Origin of the sequence: Novosphingobium sp. PhB55 (assembly GCF_004368805.1) — a bacterium.
GTDB lineage: Bacteria > Pseudomonadota > Alphaproteobacteria > Sphingomonadales > Sphingomonadaceae > Novosphingobium.
The window spans coordinates 233,642-254,977 of sequence record NZ_SODQ01000001.1 but is presented as its reverse complement, the minus strand read 5'-3'; the positions used below and the strand labels follow the sequence as shown (position 1 = coordinate 254,977).

General features: G+C 64.8%; 17 protein-coding genes, 4 tRNA genes and 1 pseudogene. 6 read left to right on the top strand and 16 right to left on the bottom strand.

Features of this window, described 5'->3' with window-relative positions; translation table 11 throughout:
- Positions 1–1,200, bottom strand: coding sequence for a MaoC family dehydratase N-terminal domain-containing protein (locus EDF57_RS01230; RefSeq protein ID WP_134092819.1), 1,200 nt, complete (start codon positions 1,198–1,200; stop codon positions 1–3).
- 192 nt (positions 1,201–1,392) lie between these two features.
- Here EDF57_RS01230 and EDF57_RS01225 point away from each other — a divergent pair, with 192 nt between their 5' ends.
- The gene (locus EDF57_RS01225) at positions 1,393–2,343 is read left to right on the top strand and encodes a nitronate monooxygenase family protein (RefSeq protein ID WP_134092818.1); all 951 of its coding nucleotides are present in this window, start codon (positions 1,393–1,395) and stop codon (positions 2,341–2,343) included.
- Positions 2,344–2,549: 206 nt separating this feature from the next.
- On the opposite strand, the pseudogene EDF57_RS26180 reads toward EDF57_RS01225, so the two are convergent.
- The 3 genes and pseudogenes from EDF57_RS26180 to EDF57_RS01210 form a co-directional block, all read right to left on the bottom strand.
- A pseudogene (locus tag EDF57_RS26180) lies at positions 2,550–2,876 on the bottom strand (AHH domain-containing protein); the annotation flags it as partial.
- 15 nt (positions 2,877–2,891) lie between these two features.
- A complete protein-coding gene (locus EDF57_RS01215; RefSeq protein WP_243840821.1) occupies positions 2,892–3,725 on the bottom strand; it encodes a hypothetical protein in 834 nt (277 codons plus the stop codon).
- Positions 3,726–3,825: 100 nt separating this feature from the next.
- Positions 3,826–4,299, bottom strand: a complete 474-nt coding sequence (locus EDF57_RS01210; RefSeq protein ID WP_243840820.1) for an NAD(P)H-dependent oxidoreductase — start codon at positions 4,297–4,299, stop codon at positions 3,826–3,828.
- Positions 4,300–4,369: 70 nt separating this feature from the next.
- Between EDF57_RS01210 and recJ the strand changes: the two genes are divergently transcribed.
- From recJ to EDF57_RS01190, 4 genes are all read left to right on the top strand, one after another.
- Complete coding sequence (gene recJ / locus EDF57_RS01205) at positions 4,370–6,175, top strand: single-stranded-DNA-specific exonuclease RecJ (protein ID WP_134092817.1); 1,806 nt, start codon at positions 4,370–4,372, stop codon at positions 6,173–6,175.
- A gap of 139 nt (positions 6,176–6,314) precedes the next feature.
- Positions 6,315–6,389: transfer RNA gene (locus EDF57_RS01200), tRNA-Glu, on the top strand.
- Positions 6,390–6,426: 37 nt separating this feature from the next.
- Positions 6,427–6,501: transfer RNA gene (locus tag EDF57_RS01195), tRNA-Glu, on the top strand.
- Between the two features lie 37 nt (positions 6,502–6,538).
- A tRNA-Glu gene (locus EDF57_RS01190) sits at positions 6,539–6,613 on the top strand.
- Positions 6,614–6,667: 54 nt separating this feature from the next.
- Here EDF57_RS01190 and EDF57_RS01185 read toward each other — a convergent pair.
- From EDF57_RS01185 to EDF57_RS01175, 3 genes are all read right to left on the bottom strand, one after another.
- A complete protein-coding gene (locus EDF57_RS01185; protein WP_134092816.1) occupies positions 6,668–7,387 on the bottom strand; it encodes an extensin family protein in 720 nt (239 codons plus the stop codon).
- A 43-nt stretch (positions 7,388–7,430) separates the two neighbouring features.
- Complete coding sequence (locus EDF57_RS01180) at positions 7,431–7,628, bottom strand: hypothetical protein (protein WP_132262541.1); 198 nt, start codon at positions 7,626–7,628, stop codon at positions 7,431–7,433.
- A gap of 210 nt (positions 7,629–7,838) precedes the next feature.
- Complete coding sequence (locus EDF57_RS01175; RefSeq protein WP_132262539.1) at positions 7,839–9,356, bottom strand: amino acid permease; 1,518 nt, start codon at positions 9,354–9,356, stop codon at positions 7,839–7,841.
- Between the two features lie 201 nt (positions 9,357–9,557).
- On the opposite strand from EDF57_RS01175, the gene panB reads away from it, so the two are divergent.
- On the top strand, positions 9,558–10,427 hold the full coding sequence (gene panB / locus EDF57_RS01170; RefSeq protein WP_134092815.1) for a 3-methyl-2-oxobutanoate hydroxymethyltransferase: 870 nt from the start codon (positions 9,558–9,560) through the stop codon (positions 10,425–10,427).
- 53 nt (positions 10,428–10,480) lie between these two features.
- Here the strand turns inward: panB and prsR are convergent, their stop codons facing one another.
- The 9 genes from prsR to efp all read right to left on the bottom strand — a co-directional run bounded on the left by prsR (position 10,481) and on the right by efp (position 21,257).
- A complete protein-coding gene (prsR, locus tag EDF57_RS01165) occupies positions 10,481–11,845 on the bottom strand; it encodes a PEP-CTERM-box response regulator transcription factor (RefSeq protein ID WP_134092814.1) in 1,365 nt (454 codons plus the stop codon).
- Between the two features lie 2 nt (positions 11,846–11,847).
- On the bottom strand, positions 11,848–13,977 hold the full coding sequence (gene prsK / locus EDF57_RS01160) for an XrtA/PEP-CTERM system histidine kinase PrsK (RefSeq protein ID WP_134092813.1): 2,130 nt from the start codon (positions 13,975–13,977) through the stop codon (positions 11,848–11,850).
- Positions 13,974–15,359, bottom strand: coding sequence for a TIGR03013 family XrtA/PEP-CTERM system glycosyltransferase (locus EDF57_RS01155; RefSeq protein ID WP_132262531.1), 1,386 nt, complete (start codon positions 15,357–15,359; stop codon positions 13,974–13,976). Before EDF57_RS01155 ends, prsK begins: the two co-directional genes overlap by 4 nt.
- A 185-nt stretch (positions 15,360–15,544) precedes the next feature.
- Complete coding sequence (locus EDF57_RS01150; protein WP_134092812.1) at positions 15,545–16,879, bottom strand: amidohydrolase; 1,335 nt, start codon at positions 16,877–16,879, stop codon at positions 15,545–15,547.
- Positions 16,880–16,950: 71 nt separating this feature from the next.
- Positions 16,951–18,711 (bottom strand): hypothetical protein, encoded by a 1,761-nt coding sequence (locus EDF57_RS01145; RefSeq protein WP_134092811.1) that lies wholly within the window; start codon positions 18,709–18,711, stop codon positions 16,951–16,953.
- A 524-nt stretch (positions 18,712–19,235) separates the two neighbouring features.
- A tRNA-Leu gene (locus EDF57_RS01140) sits at positions 19,236–19,319 on the bottom strand.
- 94 nt (positions 19,320–19,413) lie between these two features.
- Entirely contained in the window at positions 19,414–20,229 is an 816-nt protein-coding gene (locus EDF57_RS01135) for an inositol monophosphatase family protein (RefSeq protein ID WP_132262501.1), read from the bottom strand.
- Between the two features lie 45 nt (positions 20,230–20,274).
- Positions 20,275–20,694, bottom strand: coding sequence for a hypothetical protein (locus EDF57_RS01130; protein ID WP_132262499.1), 420 nt, complete (start codon positions 20,692–20,694; stop codon positions 20,275–20,277).
- Positions 20,694–21,257, bottom strand: a complete 564-nt coding sequence (gene efp / locus EDF57_RS01125; RefSeq protein ID WP_132262497.1) for an elongation factor P — start codon at positions 21,255–21,257, stop codon at positions 20,694–20,696. Before efp ends, EDF57_RS01130 begins: the two co-directional genes overlap by 1 nt.
- Positions 21,258–21,336 lie beyond the last annotated feature (79 nt).

The window sequence follows — 21,336 nt, the reverse complement described above, 5'->3', positions numbered from 1 at the left end:
TCAGCCGGGCCGCTTCGGCAAGGCAATCTCCGCCACGCCCGCGCACATGAGCGTGCCTTTCTGATTGGTCATCTTGTGCTTGACCTGCACCAGATGACGCCCCTCGTCATCGATCATCGTATCGACCACTTCGGCGGTCTGAATGGTCACATCTCCTGAAAGTGCCGGGCCCCGGTAATTGGCCGTGGAGTGCACCACCATGCCCCATTCCCCGGCCCAGCCCGCCAGATAGTCGGTAACCCACGCCCCCATCGAGGCGCCATATCCGTATGCCCGCGGCATGCCGATCTTGCGCGCATATTTCGGGAAGAGATGCCCACGCGACGGGCCGAAATAGGCACCATCCGTCAGTTCGGGATTGATCCGCTCCATGTGGGGATCGTTTTCATGCCCGGCCATCTCCGGCGTGAATCCCAAGGCCGCAAGATCGAGTTCGCGCCGGTCGAGCGTCCCCCAGGTGGTGAACAGGAAGGAACGCCATTCGGTCGTGAAACTCGCGACCGTATGCGGACCGAAGACGCGTTCGGGCAGATGGTCGCCCACTTTTACATCATCCCACCAGCGCTCCTTGTGGCCAAGCTCGTGCAGCATCTGAATCCATGCGAACTTGCGGGCTTCGAGCTTCTCCAGTTCGTCGTCCGACCATTCCGGTTCCTCGAACTCCGCCGTGTTGACGGTGTCGCCGCCGGCATGGGCGAGGTAACGGATGGCGGTCGAGCGCTGCTTGGCGATCAGTTCGCCGTTCTGATTGCGGTAGAAGTTGTCTCCGCGCTGGAAGCAGGTCGGCCCGAAACCGGTGTTCTTGACGACGTAATCGAAGGGAATGCGTTCATTGGTCACGACATCGCCGCCGAAGATGCGCGGGCCATAATGCCAGAACTCATCGCCGCCGAAGAGCAGGTGCGAATTCGGTATGCAGCCGACGCAGGAAGGTGCCGTGCCGTGGCCGTCGTCCATGACGATAGGAAAGCTTTGCGGCGCAACCAGCTTTCCGTAGCGGCTTTCAGCGGCATAGGCCGGGTCGAAGTGAACGAGATTGGGATAATGCATGGCCTGGGCCCAGCGGCGGATGTCGTTGTTTCCCAAGGGCTCGCGGATGGGCGACGAATCGATCACTTTGCCGAGATATTGGTCGATGTCCGAGCAATCGAATTCTGCCACGGCCTGATCCGATCCCTGGCCTGACGCTTGATTAGACATAAGCGGTTCCCTCTCCTGGTGGCCGCCTCCGCAGCCTTCCTGATCGACACTGCTGTCTATTACGTTCAAAAGCCACCGTCCGCGGTCTCATATCCTCCCGGCGTTGCAGCGCTTGAAGGGCATGACACGCCTCTCGACAGAGCATCGGCGCGGCACTATGCCGGTTTAATCGATCGCTTAAACGGACCCAACATGACCTTGCCCGCGCCCTTCGACAGCTTGCGCCTTCCCGTGATTGCCGCTCCCATGTTCATCGTTTCGACGCCCGAACTGGTCGTGGCGCAAGTTCGTTCGGGCATTGTCGGCAGCTTTCCGGCGCTCAATGCCCGTCCCGCCAGCCAGCTCGACGATTGGCTGCATCAAATCAGCAAAGAAACAGAGGGTTATGACACACCCTTTGCGGTCAACCTCATCGTCCACAAGAGCAACAACCGGCTGGAAGAGGACCTCAAAGTGCTGGAACGGCACAAGGTGCCGTTGGTCATCACCTCGCTTGGCGCCATTCCCGAGGTCAATGCGGCTGTCCATGGCTGGGGCGGCATGGTCATGCATGACGTCATCGATAACCGTTTCGCCCGCAAGGCCGTGGAAAAGGGCGCGGACGGGCTGATCGCGGTAGCGACCGGCGCAGGAGGGCATGCCGGCCCGCAGTCTCCTTTTGCCCTGATGCAGGAAATCCGCGCCTGGTTCGATGGCCCCCTGGCGCTGTCCGGTGCGATCGCTTGCGGCCGCTCCATTCTCGCGGCGCAGGCGATGGGCGCCGACTTCGCCTATATCGGCACGCCCTTCATCGCGACCCGCGAAGCCAACGCCGCTGAGGCGTACAAGCAGGCCATCGTCGACGGCAACGCGGACGATATCGTTTATTCCAGCCTCTTCACCGGAGTCCACGGCAACTACCTTCGCGCATCCATCAAGGCTGCCGGGCTCGATCCGGACAACTTGCCGGAAGGCGACAAGAGCCAGATGGACTTCGGCTCCGGAGGAAACACGGCAGCGAAGGCCTGGAAGGATATCTGGGGGTCCGGCCAGGGCATCGGCGCTATCTCCAACGTCGAATCGGTAGCGGAGCGGGTCGCCGAGTTCGAATCGCAGTACCGGGCTGCCGGCGAGGAATTGCGCAGCCGCTCCGGCATGGGCTGAACGATCGAAGGAATCGCAGCGGGCTGCAGTGCCTGTTCGGTTCCCGACCAAAGCGCCTCGACCAGGCTGTCCAGCTCAAGGAAATCGGATTCCGCCCTGAGCGGATCGTTGCGATTGAGCAGCGGCCGAAGCGTCGATTGCCCAAGCAACAGTCGCCGCAAGGCGCGTTGCAGCAGTTCGATCCGCCAGCGCGCCACTTCCGTCGCGCGATCCGACTCCCGCGTCCGATCGCGCGACCATCGAGCCTCGATCTGGCCCAGACGCTCGCAGACAAGCTGTGTGTAACGGCGATGAGGTCCCCGATGAAGAGGCAGCCCCAGTCGCATTCCAGCCAGTTCAGAACAGGGAAGCAAAAGTCCGTTGCGGCGGAAGTCCTCGAAGCAGGTCCGCACCCCGCCGAGCGCCATGAAAAAGGGCTGAAAGCCCGGTCTGCGGGCTAGTTGCAGCGGGAGGAGGTGATGCCGTTGCAGCCCTTCGTCATGATCGGGCAGGCCCCGCCGGTTGACGGAGCGAAACGAAAGATGCCGTCTCAGGGGTGCGGCTGAAAATCAAGCTTGCCGCCAGACCCAAAGCTGCCGTCCCGCCCAGGAAGGCTCCAGAAGCAGCCGCCCTTTCGGCGTATCGATTTCGCGCGGTTCGGTGATCGAGCCTTGGCGAACGAGGTAATCCACGATCCGGATCGCCAGCTTCAGCGTTTCCGAGGGCGGCTCGCCCGCAGCGCCCTCCAGTTGCATCTCGCAGCCCGAAAAGCGCGACAACCCGCGCGTTGCGATGCTGCCATCCTCGCCTCGCAGCAGCGCCGTCAGCCCGAGGGCGGGAAACGTACCGCCCGCAAGCCAATTCACCACGATCTGCGCGAAATAACGTGGCTCCATCACGGTTTGCGCCGATTGCCAGCCCACCGCAGCGACCGGCAGCTTCAGAGCGAGACTGGCAGCCAGTCCGGCCTGGGTCCGGATAACGGGCGGCAAGCCCGCACCGCCGGCGATATGTCGACCCGGGAGAAGATGAATCGCCTCCAGTTCCGTCATAAGCGGCGCGCGGTCGAAGCCATGGATCTGCACCGTTTCGCCGCCGGCCGCAGCGTCTGCGGGTTCAAGGCCGGTCAGCTCGAAAGTCAGCCCACTGGCGAGCAGTTCCAGCCACCCCTCGTCATTGGCAGGCCGATGGGTGACCCTGGCCATGATTTCCCCGTTCGAGGCATCCAGCAGAGCCGCGATCGCGGCTGCGGTCGGACGCTCCCCGGGTCGGAAAAAGAGCGAGACACCGTTGCCCGGCGCGGCGTGCGTCAACTCCATGTCCCCGGGTGCCGGATCGGCCGCGTGCGGGTCGTGGTTCACACCATCATCCGGCGCGGTCAGACAAGTCGTGTTCTGTTCCAAGATGCTCAGCTCGTTCGTTTTCAACGTAAACGATAAGGACGCAGTTCAGAGCGAACGTCGAGTCTGTTTACTAACTGATGCAACCAAAACGGTTTCATCTTCAGAAGATACCGAGGTCCAATCCTTCCGCAAATGCGGATCCAAGGTTTCGACAGGCATCGAGGTCCACCTCCGAAACGGTCTTTTCCGCGCGGATCTCCTCCATCGTCTGGGCACCGAGATTGACGATCAGAGACTCCGCCACGCGCTTGAGCCTCCAACCAGTCAGGATCCTGTCCATTTGTGAGAGCGCGCCGGCCCCGTCCGATCCGGCCGATATTGCCGTGGCGTAAGGGCGGCCTTCGACCCGGCCGAGCATGGGATAATAGCAGCGGTCGAACATTTCCTTCATCTGCCCGGTCATGCTTCCCAGGTTTTCCGGACAGACGAAAACGTAGCCCCTGGCGCCCAGCAGAATGGCGGGCATGGCCTCAGCCGCGGTGAGCAGCACGCCCTGTTCGCCCGCGCCCTGCGCGACGGCGGCCGCCATCGCACGTGACGCACCGGTGCGGCTGTGCCAGATTATCGCCAGCATCGAACCCTCTCCTCTTCCAATCGCCTCGCTGCCCTTTTCCCGGCTCGCCGCATAGTCTAGTCGGATCGCCATGGCTTCGCGACCTGTTACTTCCGTACTCGGCATCGATCGTTCGCTCACCGGCAAGGCCTGGCGCTGGCGAGGCGGCAACATGGACTTGTCCGAGGGCACTTCCGGCTATTCCGGCGGCGGGCTGGAGGACGATATCGTCACCCAGATCCTGCTGTCACGCGGCGTCCCGCGCGAGGATCTCGATCGACATCGGTCGCCTTCGCTGCGGTCTTTCCTGCCCGATCCCTCCGAGTTCCGCGACATGGATGCCGCCGCCGAACGGCTGGCTCAGGCGGTGATGACGGGCGAGACCATGACCGTCTACGGCGATTATGACGTGGACGGCGCCACCAGCGCGGCGCTGCTGATTCTCCTGCTGCGTGGGCTAGGTCACGACGCCCGCTACTACATTCCCGATCGCCTGCTCGAAGGCTATGGTCCCAGCGGCGAGGCGCTCGTCCGCATTGCCGGTGAAGGTTCCAGCCTGATCGTCACGGTCGATTGCGGCGCCATGGCCCATGAGGCGCTGGAAATGGCGCACCAGGCCGGCGTCGACGTGATCGTGGTCGATCACCACAAGTGTGCGCCCGAGCTTCCCCGGGCAACCGCGCTGGTCAATCCCAACCGCCTCGACGAGAGCGAACTCGCGGCCGGACACGGACATCTCGCCGCCGTTGGAGTCGCCTTCCTGCTTGCCGTGGCCACGGTTCGCACCTTGCGCCGCCGCGGCTTCTTCGAGAAGCGCAGCGAGCCGGATCTCTTCGCCCTGCTCGACCTGGTGGCGCTCGGCACGGTGGCCGACGTGGCAGCCCTCCATGGGCTCAACCGCGCCCTCGTGGCCCAAGGCCTCAAGGTCATGGCCCGGCGCGACAACATCGGCATGGCCGCCCTGATCGACGCAAGCCGCCTGAGCCGGGCGCCGACGTGCTCAGATCTGGGCTTTGCCTTGGGCCCGCGCATCAATGCCGGCGGCCGCGTCGGCGAATCCACGCTGGGCGTACGCCTGCTGACGACGACCGATCCCGACGAGGCGCAGGACATCGCCGCCCAGCTTTCGCGCCTCAACGACGAGCGGCGCGGCATCGAGCAAGTGGTTCAGGAAGCCGCAGAGGCACAGATCGAGCGCCAGCATAACCGCGCCGTCATGGTTCTCTCCGGCGCCGGATGGCACCCGGGCGTCATCGGCATCGTCGCCGGGCGCATCAAGGAGAAGACGGGCAAGCCCACGCTCGTCATCGCCATGGATGCCGACGAGGCGGGAAATGGCAAAGGCTCCGGCCGCTCCATTCCCGGCGTCGACCTGGGCGCAGCCATCATCGCGGCCCGCCAGGCCGGTCTTCTGGTGGCGGGCGGAGGCCATGCCATGGCCGCGGGCCTCACCGTCGCCCCCGACAAGCTCGAGGCGCTCTCCGAGTGGCTCGACGCTCTGCTGGCGGCCGATGTGTCGCGAGCGAGCGCCAACCAGTCGATGTTGCTGGATTTGGCGCTGGCGCCGCGTGGATTGACGCCTGAACTGGTGGAGAAACTGGAAAGCGCCGGCCCCTTCGGCATGGGCTGGCCGGGGCCGAGAGTGGCCGTGGGACCCGTGCACGTCATCAAGGCCGACACGGTCGGTGCCGATCACGTTCGCCTGATCGTCGGTGGGCAGGACGGCGGCCGGTTCAAGGCCATGGCCTTCCGTTCGGCGGAAACCGAGATGGGGCAGGCCCTCCTCCACGCGTCACAAGGGCGCCGCCTCTGGCTGGCGGGACGCGCCAAGATCGACGACTGGGGCAGCCGTCCGCAGGCCGAACTGCACATCGACGACGCGGCCTTCGCCGGCTGAATTGTGCAACGCCCTTCCCCCGCAAAGCCGCTGCTTCGCCGGCTTGTCATAGAGAGTTCAAATTATTCGCGATGAGGGGGTTGACCCCCCTCCGGACCCCCGCTAGAGGGCCGGTCCTGCCTCCGGCGCAACACCGATTGGCCCCTTCGTCTAGCGGTTAGGACGCGGCCCTTTCACGGCTGAAACACGGGTTCGATTCCCGTAGGGGTCACCATCTCGTTGGTGCGTCAAGGTGGATAAAATGGCTTCATGGCCCCTTCGTCTAGCGGTTAGGACGCGGCCCTTTCACGGCTGAAACACGGGTTCGATTCCCGTAGGGGTCACCATTTACATCCGCCTTCCAGCGGCACATGCTGGCCATATGGCCCCTTCGTCTAGCGGTTAGGACGCGGCCCTCTCACGGCTGAAACACGGGTTCGATTCCCGTAGGGGTCACCAGCAGATTTCGGGCCAGCGCCCACTCCCCCCTTCTTCTCCGACATTGCCGATATATCAGCGACATGCGCGCCAGCCAGCGGTCCTGTTGGCCTGATCGAGATGAAGATGATCCGCGTGGGCGGCGTTGTAGTCCGGCGAGAGCACCGTCGAAAACGCATTGCAGGCCGAATCGCGCACGGCGTGGAGAAAGGCCGCGGCTTCGGCCGAACCCTTCCAGTCCTTGCGTACGCTCAGCCGCCTGCCATCCGCCAGCACGAACCCCGAAATGTCGATGGCATTGCCGGTGGCATGTTCGCTCCAGTTGCCCTTGGTGCCGTTGCCTATGCGGCGGCAGTTATACGTGCCGAGTTGCTCGATCCTGACCACCCTGCTGCCAAAGATCGCCTCCGCCTGCGGCTGGACGCCGTGTCGCAGCCACCAGGCTAGACCGGCATCGACGGCGCAAGTGGCCTCTGCGCGGGACGGAGAGAGCCGGATCTCGGCCGCTGCGGGGGCGGCCAGCACCTTGCGATCGTCACGCCGGCAACTGTCGCTGCCGGTGGGCGCCAGGGCCGTCTTGTCGATACCACTGCGATCCAGAAAGGCACGGCACAAGCCCCGGTCCGCGCGCAGGGCTGAGAGCTTCCGCGGGGTGGCCCAACCCGGTTGTTCCTCCAGGCTCAGGGGCGTCCAGGGGTCGTAGCCGGGATGTTCGCGCAGCCACGCCCGCCCGGCGAGCAGCAGGCAGGCCACCAGAAGCGCAGCGACGATGAAACGGTCGAATGGGAAGGACATCCCTCGACCAACGCATGGGAGGGGCGCTTGCTCCGGCCGGGCCTCAGTCCATCAGGGCGAAGAGCGCCCAGGCCAGCGCCGTTGCACCGCAGAACAGCGGCCAGGACCAGTAAAGTTCGTGGCCCTGGTAGAAGGTATGGGTGATCGCGAGCATGCCGCCGCGCGATCCCTGGGATCCGATGACGAGAGAAACGACCCAGGTTAGCAGAAACCCTGGAATCAACGCCTTGATGGCCGACATGGATGGTGTCCGGTTTTTGAATAAGCCTGTCGGGATTTTGGCAGCGACAGGTAAATTTCCTCCTACTGGGCGGCATGGAGGTGCTGTGGACAATTCCGGCAAAACTGGTGCATCGGCGGTGGAGAATGGGCGGAAAACCTGTGTGATGCGCACAAAAAAGGGGAGCCGATCTGGCTCCCCTTTTTCTTTTTCAGTTGCCGCAGCCTCCGCTCAGACCGGCGGCACCGGCTGGGGCGGCGCGTCGCTGTCGACCTCGTGGGTTTCGATCAGTCCGCGTCCGACATGGCTGCGCGAACGGCTGTAGCCGTAATAGACCAGAAGTCCGAGCATGGCCCAACCGACGAACAGCGCGATGGTCTGCACCGAGAGGCTGAAGAACAGGTAGATGCAGCCGATGATGGCCAGCGGCGCCGTCACCATGATGGCCGGGGTCCGGAACGGGCGCTTGCGTGCGCCGTCGGTCTTGCGCAGCACCATGACCGCGATCGAAACTGCTGCGAAGGCGAAGAGCGTGCCGGAGTTCGACACGTCTGCCAGCAGGCCGACCGGGAAGAAGGCTGCAAACAACGTCACGAACAGGCCGGTCAGCAGCGTGATGACGTGCGGCGTGTGGAAGCGCGGGTGCACCTTCGAGAAGAACTCGGGGAGCAGGCCGTCGCGGCTCATCACGAAGAAGATGCGGGTCTGGCCGAACATCATCATCAGGATGACCGAGGGCAACGCGATGATCGCGGCGGCGCCCACCAGCCAGCCCACGAAGGGATAGCCGACCTGGCGCAGGGTCCAGGCCAGCGCTTCCTTGGAGCAGACCACGGCATTTTCATGGATTGCCGCACAGGCTTGCGAAAGCTCGGGCGTTCCCGGCGACAGCGCCTGGCCATTGGCGCCGAACACCGGCTGCGCGCCAACGGTACCGATCACGCCCGACGCCACCAGCATGTAGAAGATGGTGCAGATCGCGAGACTGCCGATCAGGCCGATCGGCATGTTGCGTTGCGGGTTGGTGGTTTCCTCCGCGGCCGTCGAGACGGCATCGAAGCCGACATAGGCGAAGAAGATCGAGGCTGCGGCGCTGGAAATGCCGGTGAAGCCAAGCGGCGCGAAAGGCGTGAAGTGACCCGAGCGGATGATCGGGATCGTCAGGGCCACGAACAGGGTAAGCGCCAGGATCTTGATGCCCACGAGCACCGCGTTGACCGTGGCGCTTTCCTTGGTGCCCTTGATGAGCAGCGCCGTCACCGCCGCCGCGATCAGCATCGCCGGCACGTTGATGATGCCGCCGTCGAACGGCCCCCGCACGAAATCGTACGGAATATGCATGCCGAAGCTGCTGTTGAGCCACCCGATGAAATAGCCCGACCAACCGACCGAAACGGCGCCGGCGGCAATGGCATATTCCAGAATGAGCGCCCAACCGACCATCCAGGCGACCAGTTCGCCCATCACCGCGTAGCTATAGGTATAGGCGGAGCCGGATACCGGCACCATGGCTGCCATCTCGGCGTAACAAAGCGCGGCCACACCGCAGACGAAGCCCGCGATGACGAACGAGAACATCATGCCCGGGCCGGCCTTCTGCGCGGCTTCCGCCGTCAGAACGAAAATGCCCGTGCCGATGACGGCGCCGATGCCAAGCATCGTCAGCTGGAACGCGCCCAGCGTCCTGTGAAGTGATTTCTTTTCCGCTGTCGCCAGGATGGCGTCGAGCGGCTTTACGCGTCCGAACATTGCGGTCGACCCCCGAATTTCTATATGCGCCGACGCTAGCGGGCTGCGGCGGCATGGCAAGCCTTAACGCTATCGGCTCCCCAGCTTTACCGAGATTGTTCCGCTTTGGGCGCAGTCTGGCCATGACCATCGCCTTGTTCCGGTGCGCCGCAACGAAAATGCGCTTTTGCGCATCATCCAACCCGCGCTAGAAGCGAATCCATGTCTACGACCTTCCAGCTCGACACCGCGACCAGTCGCGCCAACCCCACGCCCGCCCCCATGAAGCGCCTGACCGTACCTGCCATCCAGCGCCGCAAGGTGGAAGGCAAGACCGTGGAGCCGCTGGTGATGCTCACCGCCTATACAGCGCGCCAGGCCCAGCTTCTCGACGAACATTGCGACGTGCTGCTGGTGGGCGATTCCCTGGCCCAGGTGATCTACGGACTTCCCTCCACCCTTCCCGTCACTCTCGACATGATGATCGCTCACGGCGCCGCCGTCGTGCGCGGCAGCTACCATTCGCTCGTCGTCGTCGACATGCCCTTCGGCTCCTATGAGGGAAGCCCGCAGCAGGCCTTCGCTTCCGCGGCAAGGATCATGGCCGAAACCGGCTGTGCGGCCGTCAAGCTGGAGGGCGGCGTCGCCATGGCCGAAACCATCGCTTTCCTCACGCAGCGTGGCATCCCGGTGATGGCGCATATCGGGCTGACCCCGCAGGCGGTCAACGCACTGGGCGGTTACGGCGCGCGTGGACGCAGCCAGGAAGAGCACGCCAAGATCATCACGGACGGCAAGGCCGTAGCGGACGCCGGCGCCTTCTCGGTCGTGGTGGAGGGCGTTCTCGAGCCGATCGCCATCTCGCTCACCCATAGCCTCGACATTCCGGTCATCGGCATCGGCGCTTCGGCCCAGTGCGACGGACAGGTCCTGGTGGCCGAGGACATGCTGGGCATGTTCGACCGCGTGCCCCGTTTCGTGAAGCGCTATGCCGACATGGCCGGGCTCGTTTCCGAGGCTGCCGCGAAATATGGCGAGGAAGTGCGCGCACGCAGCTTCCCCGGTCCGGAACAGACCTATCAACCGAAGTAAGCCGGCCCCCAGAACGGAACCGGCCTGACCTCGGTCGGCACTGACGCCAGCGATCAGTTCTGCAGGTCGTACTGCTTGAGCAGATCGTAGAGCGTCGGCCGGCTGATCCCCAGCATCTTGGCCGTGCTGGAAATATTGCCTTCGCTGCGCGCGAGTGCATGGCGGATGACCTTGCGGTCTGCCTGCTCGCGCGCAGTCTTGAGGTTGAGCGCGTTGATCACTTGCTCGTCCGGAGCGGCCAGGTCGAGATCGGCGGCGCCCACCAGCTTTTCGTCCGCCATGATGACGGCGCGCTTCACCCGATTCTCCAGTTCGCGTACGTTGCCCGGCCAGTGCCAGGCGTCGATCGCCGCCAGCGCATCGGCAGCGAAACCGCGCACGCTGGGGTTCATTTCCTTGGCGTATCGGTGGAGGAAAGCCTTGGCGAGCAGGGTGGCATCGCCGGGCCGCTCCGCTAGGCCGGGAATGCGCACCACGATCTCGGCCAGGCGGTAGAACAGATCCTCTCGGAAGCGCCCTTCCCCGATCATGGCTTCGAGGTCCTGATGCGTGGCGCAGACGATGCGCGTGTCGACCGGGATCGATTCGCGCGAGCCGACCCGCTCGATCACGCGCTCCTGCAGGAAGCGCAGCAGCTTCACCTGCAACTGGAGCGGGATGTCGCCCACTTCGTCCAGGAACAACGTCCCGCCGGCCGCCTGCTCGATCTTGCCCGGCGTGGTCTTGACCGCCCCGGTGAACGCGCCTTTCTCGTGGCCGAACAATTCGCTTTCGAGCAGGTTCTCCGGGATCGCGGCGCAGTTGATGGCCACGAATTCGCGCTTGGCACGTCCGCTGGCCTCATGGAGGCCGCGCGCCAGCAGTTCCTTGCCGGTGCCGCTCGCGCCGAGCAGCATGACCGAGACATTGGTGTTCGCCACCCGCTCGATGGTCCGCCCCACGCGGACCATTTCGGGCGCCGCGGTGATCAGCCTCCCGAGCACTTTCTCGTCCTTCTCGACCCGCGAGGCGAGGCGGCGGTTTTCCTCCTCGAGCCGGTGGAGTTGAAGGGCGCGGCGCACGATCAGGCCAAGGGCGTCGATGTCGACCGGCTTCTGGTAGAAATCGTATGCGCCGCGCGCGATCGCCTGAAGCGCGGATTCGCGCGCGCCATGGCCGGATGCGACGATCACCTTGGTGTCGGGCTTCAGCGCCATGATCTCGTCGAGCACGGCAAAGCCTTCGGTCGTGCCGTCGGGATCTGGCGGCAGGCCGAGGTCCAGCGTCACCACGTCGGGCGTCTCGGCGCGCAGGAGCGCCAGCGCCGAGGTCCGGTCGCCGGCAACGACCACGTCGAAATCCTCATAGGCCCACTTGAGCTGCGCCTGAAGACCGGCATCGTCCTCGACGACGAGGAGCTTGGGTCGGGTCTCGGTCATTCTCAGGCTACCTTCTGGTCCTTGTCAGTGCGATTGAGGTACATGTCGGTGGCCGCGGCCAGCGGTATGCGAACGATGAAGCGCGATCCCAGCCCTTCCCGCGATTCCACGTCGAGCCGGCCCTTCATCGCCTTCACCAGTTCGCGCGCCTCGAAGGCGCCGATGCCGAAGCCGCCGCTCTTGGTGGAAACGAAGGGCTTGAACAGCCGGTTGCGGACGAATTCGGCCGACATTCCGGTGCCGGAATCGGCCACTTCGAAGCGGGCGCTGAGGCCGTCCACGCGGATGGACAGGATGACCGGGCTCTCGGGCCGGCTGGCGTCCAGTCCATTCTGCACCAGATGGACCAGAACCTGTTCGAGCGAATGGGCGTTGGCCGTGGCGACAAGGTCCTGGACTTCGCCCAGCACGACTTGCCGGTGGCCGTTGAAGCGGGCGACCACGCTGCGGGCGACATCCGCGGCGCCCACATCGTGCAGCCGGTCCACGCCGCCGGCGCCATAGCGCGAGAGGCGCGCCAGCAGGGCATTGAGCTTGTCCGAGGAATTGCGCAGCGTGACAAGCATGTCGGCGCGAAACTCGGGCTTGTCGGCATGAAGCTCGGCATTGCGCGCGAGCAGGCTGAACTGGCTGGCCAGGTTCTTGATGTCGTGCATGACGAAGGCGATGCGGCGGTGAAAATCCTCGAACCGGCTCGATTCCGCCAGGGCTTCCTGGCTGGCGTGCTCGGCCAGATAGCTGGCGAGCTGCTGGCCGATCACCCGCAGCAGATCGAAATCCTCCCAGTCGAACTTGCGCGCCATCGCCGGGCGCGCCAGCACGACCATGCCGACGAGCCTTTCGTAATGCACCAGCGGAACCAGCGCCCAGGCGCGGCGCTCGGCGATGAGCCAGTCGGGAGCGGCAATCTCGAAACCCTCGGCGACGACGCCTGCGCGCACCTCGTCGAGATCGGCGATATAGCAGGTCTGCTCGAACGGTCCGAGCGCGGCGAGCGGGTAGGCCAGGGCCGGCACATCCACTTCGGGCCAGTTCCAGCGGGCAGCGAGCATGAGATCGCCCTGCTCGTCCGGGCAGAGCAGCAGGCCGGCAGGGCTGTAGGTGATATCCGCCAGGGACTGCACCACGCGCTCGCTGAGCGGAAGGGTCTCGTCGTCGTTCTTGCCGATGGTCCGGGTGAAGCGCAGCCATTCCTCGCGGTAGTCGTAGCGGTGCTGGAAGAAATGCTTGGCGAGAATGACCTTGAGCCAGCTGCGCACGCGCCGCGAGGGCAGCACCACGAGGGCTATCGCGCTGGCGAACGTGAGGAAAGCCATCTCGATCAGCCGCGCGAAATCGCCGCCGGCATAGGACAGCCACTGCGCGACCGACACCATGGCGACCAGATAGACGCCGATGACGAGCAGCGAGAAAGTCTGGAACGTGACCGCGCGCGAAGGTTTGAGCCGCAATTCGTCGCGGTTGCGCGATGCCGTCAGGGCAAAGCAGCCCGCCAGCACGATTGCAGCGATGCCGCGCAGCGCCGCGATTTCGCTCGGCCAGCTTCGCGCGAGATAGGCCACGGTGTAGAGGTTGAGGTCGAAGGACCAGAGGACCGCCAGCCCGATTGCGGGCCAGCGCAAGGCCGGTCGCACTTCGCGCGGTGCGCCCGCGTAGAGGTTGTGTACCAGCACCAGCCCGCCCACGGTGACGAGCAGGCGCAGCATGACCTCGATCTCGAACCCCAGATTGGCGAGGCCGCCTTTCACCGAGAGGTAAGTCAGGGCCAGCGTCATGCTCAGGTGCAACGTCTCGACGAAAGCCAGCGCGAAGATCACCGGCCGGATCGGCGCAAGGCTGGAATGACGCCCATCGCCCGCGAAAAGCCGGTAGATCGCCACCAGCCATGCGAGATTGCGGATGCTCTCCGCAAAGGAGGCGAACATGGGAACTTCGGCAGTGAGGCCTACGGCCGCCGCGATGCACCAGCCCGCCGTCACCAAAAGCGCTGCGACGACCGCGCCTCCGGCTCCCGCCAGGCGCCCGCGACGAGGCCAGAGCCAGAGCGCCAGGCTGGCGACGGCAATGGCGCCGGTCAGGTCGAATGCGATCCCTGCAGTCGTCCAGAAATCCAGGCTGCGGGCCGCGCTCATCGCGCGCCTTCGCTCCACAGGACCACGCGCAGCGTCTGGAGAATGATCAGCAGGTCCAGAAAGGGTGTGTAGTTCTTGGCGTAATAGAGATCGTATTCCAGCTTATGGCGGGAATCCTCTATGGAAGCGCCGTAAGGATAGTTGATCTGCGCCCAGCCCGTGATGCCCGGCTTCACCATGTGCCGCTCCGCATAGTAGCGCAGCGCATCCTCGAGTTCCGCGACGAACTGCGGGCGTTCGGGACGCGGGCCGACGAAACTCATCTCGCCCTTGAGTACGGTCCAGGCCTGGGGCAGCTCATCGATGCGGACCTTGCGAATGAAACGCCCGACGCGGGTAACGCGCGGGTCGTCCTTGGAAGCCCACTGGGCGCCGGCCACTTCGGCATCGGTTCGCATCGAACGCAGTTTGATGACGTCGAAATTCTCACCGAACAGACCAACCCGCTGCTGGCGGTAAAATGCCGGACCGCGGCTGTCGATCTTCACCAGCAGCGCGAACAGCAGGATGATCGGCGCCGTCACGCATAGCGCCACGGCGCTGGCGACGATGTCGAACAGACGCTTGGCGACGCTGGAGATCATCCGTCCCGAAGAGAAGCCGTCGGAAAAGATCAGCCAGCTCGGATTGACGGTGTCCAGATCGACCCGCCCGGTTTCGCGTTCGAGGAAGCTGGAGAACTCGTTGACATGCACCCCCGTGGTCTTGATCCGCAGCAGGTCCTTCAGCGGCAGCGCGTTGCGGCGCTCCTCCAGCGCGAGCACCACTTCGGTAACGCCCAGATTGTCCACGAAGCGGGTGAGATTGTGGATGGCGCCGCGCGAGATGGCTTCCTCCACCACCGGCGCGCCATCGCTCATGGCCACATAGCCGACGATGACGAAGCCGCTTTCAGGCCGCTCCGCCAGGTCGCGCAGACGCTGTGCGCGATCGCCGGCCCCCAGGACGAGCACGCGGCGGCGGAAGGCCGAAGTGCCGAGAAATCCGCCCAGAACGAGGCGATTGGCTGTCAGCAGCACGATGGCGAACGCCATCGAATAGGCGAGCGTAGAGCGCCAGAAGTTCTGCGCGGCGAACAGGAAATCGACGAAGGAAAGCGCGATCACGCCCAGCGAAATCGCCACGAGCAGTCGCGCGGCCGCGAAGCGCATGGAACGCAGGGCCTCCGCGCCGTAGACGCCCACGGCCACCATGGACAGCGAGATGACGACCGCGAAGCCGGCGTGAAGCCCGATCCGGTCGACGAGACTGCCCAGCGCCATCCCGATCTGCCCGGCGCGCAGCCGCCAGGAAAGCTCGTTCGCCCCCAGCAGCAGGAACATGTCTGCCAGCCACAGCAGGGCCACGGCATGCGGGATGTAGTGTTTGAACAGACGAATCATCGTCGCGGGGCGCCATTTTCCGAGCCGAATCCGGCAATGAGGCCAGACTTATCCGAAAGGGGTAAACTGTCGGTGAATCTGACAGCCGTGAAACGGGCGGAAGCCGCCCTCTTTCCAGAAAGCCCGCGAATTCCGGCCGGCGCTGTCGGTGCTGCTTACACGCATTGCACCGGGCAAGAACCTGATCAGCGCTTGGGCATGAGGCGCAGCGCCGTCAGCGTCAGGGCTTCGCTGCCCGAAGCGATGACCTTGTCGGCCTGGGGCGCCCAGAACGGGCTGTGCAGCGAAGGCAGAGCCGGCCCGCCCGCCTTGGCCGCGGCGATCTTCTGCGGATCGGCGCCGCCTACCCAAAAGATTACGGACTTGATGTGGTCCTCGTCCGCGCGCCGGAATTCGCCGAAATCTTCTCCGCCCATGACCGAGGGCGTGATCACCACATTGCCGTCACCCATCCTGGTCTTGAGATCGGCAACGGCCTCCTGCGTGAACTCGGGCGAGTTCCAGGTGGCGCGCGTATAGGGATCCTTGACCGAGACTTCCGGCATCAGGTTGTCCGGCAGGCCGGAAGCGATCGCCTCGCCCCGCGCAATGCGCTTGATGCCTTCGAGCAGGTGAGCGCGGGTCTCGTCCGAGTAACTGCGAACGGTCAATTCCAGCTTCGCTTGGTCGGAAATGATGTTGTGCTTGGCGCCCGCGTGGAACGAACCCACCGTCACCACTGCCGGGTCCAGCGGGCTCATCTCCCGGCTGACAAGGGTCTGCAGCTTCATGACGATCGCGCTGGCCAGCACGATCGGGTCCTTGGTCGCCTGCGGGTAGGCGCCGTGGCCGCCCAGTCCCTTCACGAGAATGTCCACGCTATCGACATTGGCGAGCGCCCAGCCCACGGCCGCGCCGACCTGGCCGGCCGGAAGATCGGCCGAATCGTGGAAAGCCAGCGTGTAGTCCGGCTTGGGGAAGCGGCTATAGAGCCCGTCCTGCAACATGCTGACCGCACCCGTGCCCACTTCCTCGGCCGGCTGGCCGATCATGACGAGCGTTCCGGACCACTCCGCCTTGCGCTTCGCCATGAGCCGCGCCGTCTCGATCCAGGCAGTCATGTGCGTGTCGTGCCCGCAGGCATGCATGATGCCGCTCTCGACGCCGGCCGTCGAAACGCCGCGCTTCTTCGAGGCGAAGGCAAGGCCCGTCTGCTCGACCACGGGCAGACCGTCCATGTCGGCACGGATCAGCACGGTCGGCCCCTCGCCGTTTCTGAGCACCGCGACCACGCCGGTCTGGCCGACTTTCTCGGTCACGGTAAAGCCTGCCTCCCGCGCCGCCTTGGCCATCACACCGGCACTGCGCACTTCCTGGTAGCTCAGTTCCGGATTGGCGTGCAGGTCGCGGTAGATCGTCATCAGGCCCGGCAGGTCGCGCGCGATGCTATCGGGAACCGGCTCGGCGCGTACCGCCGTTGCGGAAGCGATCAGACCAAGGGCGACAAGGCCGAGTGCGGAGCTGGTGCGAAGGGCGTTCATGCCGGAAAGAGTATGAAGATGCGTGGCTTGCGGCAATAGGGATCCTCACCCGGCCTGCGCGCATCAGAGCCCTAGCGCGTCAGCAGGCCCTGCGCCTCCAGCGGCTCGGCAGCGAAGTCCGGAATGCGCAGTTGGCGAACGACCTCCCGCCGGTCCTTGGATACGCCGGGATAGGCCCGCGCCGCTTCTTCCAGCACCCGGCGCGCCTCGGCGCCCTTGCCCGCCTGCGCGTAAGCGGAAGCCAGCAGATAGCGGGACATCAACCCACCATCCGCGGCGCCGAGCCGGGCATAGCGAAGGGCCTCGTCCGCCTCATTGCGATAGAGCGCGTCCAGCGCCAATCCCGACCAGTACCAGGGTGGATGCCCCGGATTGAGCTGGATCGCCTTGCGCGCCAGGGTAGGTGCAATCTCGTGTTCGCCGAGCGCGCCGAGCACCCGGCCCGCATTGGCCAGGACTTCGGAATGGTTAGGGCTGATCTCCAGCGCCTTTCCGATCGCCTCGCGCGCGGCGTCGTCCTCTCCGTGCCGGTAGAGCGCGAGCGCCAGATATTCGTAACCGATCGCATTGGTGGCATTGGCGGCCACCGCACGCTTCGCCGCATCGAGTGCCTCAGGCGAATCGCCGACGCCGTGCGCCTGCGCCTCATAGAGGTGCATCCACGACAGCAGCGCCCAGGCGTCCGAATAATTGGGCTTGTCGTAGACGGCCCGCTCCAGGCATTCCTTCACGCGTCCAAGCTGCCCCTCGCGGCGCGAACGCATGAACTCGTAGGCTTCCAACTCGCAAAAATAGCGCTCCATGCCGAGATCGCGGTGGTTTTCCAGATCCTGCCGCATGGTCTCGTGGATCACGCCATAAGGCTGGCCGAGGCGCGAGGCGACTCCGAGCGCGATCTTCGACTGCACCTTGAGTATCTGGGCAGGGTCATAGTCGATGGGAGCGCTGCGCCCGGACCAGACGACCACACCGCCCGGCATGCGCACGAGGCTGGAGTTGATGCGCAGCGTGGACCCCGCGCCATCTATCGACCCCTGGAGCACGAAGGCCGGACGCAACCCCTTGCGGCTCGGCTGCGTCCCCAATGCGCCTCCTGCGCCGAGTTGCCGCTCGCCCTTCGCGGTCCGCTCGTCGAGCGAAAGAACCGCCAGGTTCGGCAATTGGGCGAGATAGTTGATCAGGTCGAACTGCAACCCATCGCGCACCCGCGCGATGGCGGGATCCGATCCGGTGATCGCGTAAGGCGCGACATAGACCACCGGCCCGTCCGGCATTTCGCCCGCGCGCACCAGCACGGCATCGCGCTCCCCGCCGGGCCAGTAGATGATCAGGAGCGAAGCGGCCAAGGCCAGCGCCGCCAGCAGCCCCCAGGAACGACGGCGCAAATTCAGGGCGCTCGGCGACCGGACGATGTCCTCCCCCTGCTGCGCAGGCGGCGAGGTGGAGGTGTCAACCGGCGCGTCGGGTAACGGCTCCTGACGAGCCTCCTGGCCCCGTTCCGCGGCCGGTTCGAGCATGGGCGCATAAGACCCGCGGGGGACGACGAGACGGAAGGGATCGCCTGCTCCCTCCCCCGCATAGTACTCGCCCAGTGCGCGGCGCAGCCGGGTCATCTGCACGCGGACGATCGAATCCGACGAGGCATCGAAATCCTCGTCTCGCCCGAAGACGTCGAGCGCGATGGGATAGCCCTTCAGCCGATCGCCATGACCGGCCAGCTTTTGCTCGACAAGATAGGAGAGAAGTTCCGCCAGCTTCGGCGAAGACCGGAAAGTAGCGGCGGCGACGACGCGCGAGAGGGCGTCGCGATATTCGTCGGCACTGGGTTCCATGTCGTCCCCCTCCGGCGCAAAGTAGTCCGGAGGGGGCGATTTGGCAAACGCGCTTCTTGATGCGACCCGAAGCGGCTCTCCAAAAACTCTGTTATCGGCGCCTGCTCATGCCCGGCACCTTTTCTTCGTCATCCGTTCATCGCCAGGCCTTTGGCCGGCGCCCGGGCCGGGAACTGCTGGAAGCGCCGGCGATACAATGCCGCCGGTGTCCCGGAACCTCGTTTCCTCGACTCGGAACAGGCTTCCAGCAGACCTCGATATCGATCGCGGCCCGAGGGACGAAAGACATGCCACTGCGGCTGGGCAGTGGGATTTCAAGGTTATTACCAATGTAGAAAAATTGCCGCGCGAAACATGCGTGTTTCACCGTTAAATCGCGTCCATTCTCGAGGATAACGGCCGGTGCCCACCCCATGCGCTCGCGATTTCCCGTCATAAGCCACGGACGGCATGCGTGCTCCCCGCACCCCGGCCATGGATACGAAAAAGCCGCGAGACCCTGGCTGGGTTCGCGGCTTTTCGTGTGGTGCCCCTGGCCCGACTCGAACGGGCACGCCTTTCGACAAACGATTTTGAGTCGTTCGCGTCTACCATTCCGCCACAGGGGCACGATCACGTGCTGCCGGTTGTCTTCGAACAGGAGTCGTCAGACGAACCGGCATCGGCGCGGGTGACTTAGCCGCGCCTTGGCTTCGGCTCAAGTCACTTGAGCGCGTTTGCCAGAATCTTGTGGAGACGCGAGTGCAATGCGTCGTTGCCCGCAAGGATTTCCTTGTCGTGGAACGGCTGCGAACGGCCCTTCCAGTCGGAGACGAAGCCGCCGGCCTCGCGAACGAGCAGACAGCCAGCCGCCGTGTCCCAGGGCTTGAGGTCGGCTTCCCAGAAACCTTCGTAACGGCCCGCAGCAACCCATGCGAGGTCGAGCGCCGCCGAACCGAACCGGCGGATACCGGCAACCTGCGGCGCCAGGGCGTGATAGATCCGGGTCCATTCGCCCGCATCGCCGTGCCCGGCAAAGGGAATGCCGGTCGCGATCACGCTCTCGTCGAGATGGCGGCGCGACGACACGCGCAGGCGCTTGTCCTGCAGCCAGGCGCCACGGGCCTTCTCGGCCCAGTAGCTCTCGTCGGTCACGGGGTTGTAGATCAGGCCGGCGGTGACTTCACCCCAGCCCTTCCCGTCCAGGCGCGGTTCCTGCACGGCGATGGAAATCGCGAAGTGCGGAATGCCGTGGAGGAAGTTGGTCGTGCCGTCGAGCGGATCGACGATGAAGCGCGGCTTGTCGGGATCGCCTTCGATCTCGCCCGCTTCCTCGAACAGGTAGCCCCATTCGGGACGCGCTGCGCGCAGTTCGTCCCAGATGGTGCGCTCCGAGGCCTGATCCGCCTTGGAGACGAAATCCGCCGGTCCCTTGCGCGAGACCTGGAGGTGCTCGATTTCGCCGAAGTCGCGGCGCAGACGGCTACCCGCCTTGCGGGCGGCCTTTTCCATGACGCGAATGAGACCGGAGATGGCCATAAAACTTACCTTGTCCTTCGAGTACCGGCACGACGGCCAGTATGATTATCGGCCCTGCGGCGCGGGTTGTTGCGGGGCGGCGCCGGCAGCGGCCGTGGGCTTGTAGCCGCAGATCGCCACCATGGCGCTCAGCAGCTCGCTGGGGTTGTCGCGGTGGATCTTGCCGGCATTCTCGGCAATCACCTTGTCCATCGATTCGCTGATCTTCTGCAGCGAATTGTTGTAGATGCAGCCGACGAGCGCGCCCTTTACCGGGGGCTCGACCTTGTCGGACTGGAGGCCGCTGATCAGCACCTTCAGGTAGAGCATCGCGCTCTCCACTTCAGGCGACGGAGCATGCGCTCCGGCAGCCGGTGCCGGAGCGGCAGCCTTGGCCGGCGCCTTCTTCGGCGCGGCAGCCTGAGCGGGAGCGGAAAGCCCTGCGACCAGAGCAGCCGCGGCGACGAGCGAGGCCAGGGTCCGCATCAGTCTGCCTTCCTGACGTAGGCCTTCTCGTACACGTCGACGACGATGCGCGTGCCGCTTTCGATGTGCGGCGGCACCATCACGCGCACGCCGTTGTCGAGCACGGCAGGCTTGTAGCTGGACGAGGCGGTCTGCCCCTTCACCACGGCGTCGGCCTCGACGATGTTGGCTTCGACCTGTTCGGGAAGCTGAACCGAGATCGGACGTTCTTCCCACAGCTCCAGGAGAACCTGCATGCCGTCCTGGAGGAAGGCAGCGGCATCGCCCAGGAGATCGGCGGGAAGCTGGATCTGTTCGTAGGTCTCGATGTCCATGAAGACGAGCTGGTCGCCCTCGACGTAGAGGAACTGGAAGTCCTTGGTGTCGAGACGGACCTTTTCGACCGTGTCGGCGCTGCGGAAGCGCACGTTGGTCTTGCGGCCATCGATCAGGTTCTTCATCTCGACCTGCATGAAGGCGCCGCCCTTGCCCGGCTGGGTGTGCTGCGTCTTGGCAACTTTCCAGATGCCCTTTTCGTATTCGAGGATATTGCCGGGACGAATGTCGACGCCGCTGATCTTCATGGGATGAACCTTAAGATGGGAAAGAGCCGCTGTACGGGAAAGCATGCGCCCTTAGCCGAGGAGACTGGCTGTGGCAATT

Excerpts from the sequence above, each read along its gene's own strand:
- EDF57_RS01230 (WP_134092819.1), bottom strand. The coding sequence starts at position 1,200 with ATGTCTAATCAAGCGTCAGGCCAGGGATCGGATCAGGCCGTGGCAGAA.
- EDF57_RS01225 (WP_134092818.1), top strand. The coding sequence starts at position 1,393 with ATGACCTTGCCCGCGCCCTTCGACAGCTTGCGCCTTCCCGTGATTGCC.
- EDF57_RS01210 (WP_243840820.1), bottom strand. The coding sequence starts at position 4,299 with ATGCTGGCGATAATCTGGCACAGCCGCACCGGTGCGTCACGTGCGATG.
- recJ (WP_134092817.1), top strand. The coding sequence starts at position 4,370 with ATGGCTTCGCGACCTGTTACTTCCGTACTCGGCATCGATCGTTCGCTC.
- EDF57_RS01185 (WP_134092816.1), bottom strand. The coding sequence starts at position 7,387 with ATGTCCTTCCCATTCGACCGTTTCATCGTCGCTGCGCTTCTGGTGGCC.
- EDF57_RS01180 (WP_132262541.1), bottom strand. The coding sequence starts at position 7,628 with ATGTCGGCCATCAAGGCGTTGATTCCAGGGTTTCTGCTAACCTGGGTC.
- EDF57_RS01175 (WP_132262539.1), bottom strand. The coding sequence starts at position 9,356 with ATGTTCGGACGCGTAAAGCCGCTCGACGCCATCCTGGCGACAGCGGAA.
- panB (WP_134092815.1), top strand. The coding sequence starts at position 9,558 with ATGTCTACGACCTTCCAGCTCGACACCGCGACCAGTCGCGCCAACCCC.
- prsR (WP_134092814.1), bottom strand. The coding sequence starts at position 11,845 with ATGACCGAGACCCGACCCAAGCTCCTCGTCGTCGAGGACGATGCCGGT.
- prsK (WP_134092813.1), bottom strand. The coding sequence starts at position 13,977 with ATGAGCGCGGCCCGCAGCCTGGATTTCTGGACGACTGCAGGGATCGCA.
- EDF57_RS01155 (WP_132262531.1), bottom strand. The coding sequence starts at position 15,359 with ATGATTCGTCTGTTCAAACACTACATCCCGCATGCCGTGGCCCTGCTG.
- EDF57_RS01150 (WP_134092812.1), bottom strand. The coding sequence starts at position 16,879 with ATGAACGCCCTTCGCACCAGCTCCGCACTCGGCCTTGTCGCCCTTGGT.
- EDF57_RS01145 (WP_134092811.1), bottom strand. The coding sequence starts at position 18,711 with ATGGAACCCAGTGCCGACGAATATCGCGACGCCCTCTCGCGCGTCGTC.
- EDF57_RS01135 (WP_132262501.1), bottom strand. The coding sequence starts at position 20,229 with ATGGCCATCTCCGGTCTCATTCGCGTCATGGAAAAGGCCGCCCGCAAG.
- EDF57_RS01130 (WP_132262499.1), bottom strand. The coding sequence starts at position 20,694 with ATGCGGACCCTGGCCTCGCTCGTCGCCGCGGCTGCTCTGGTCGCAGGG.
- efp (WP_132262497.1), bottom strand. The coding sequence starts at position 21,257 with ATGAAGATCAGCGGCGTCGACATTCGTCCCGGCAATATCCTCGAATAC.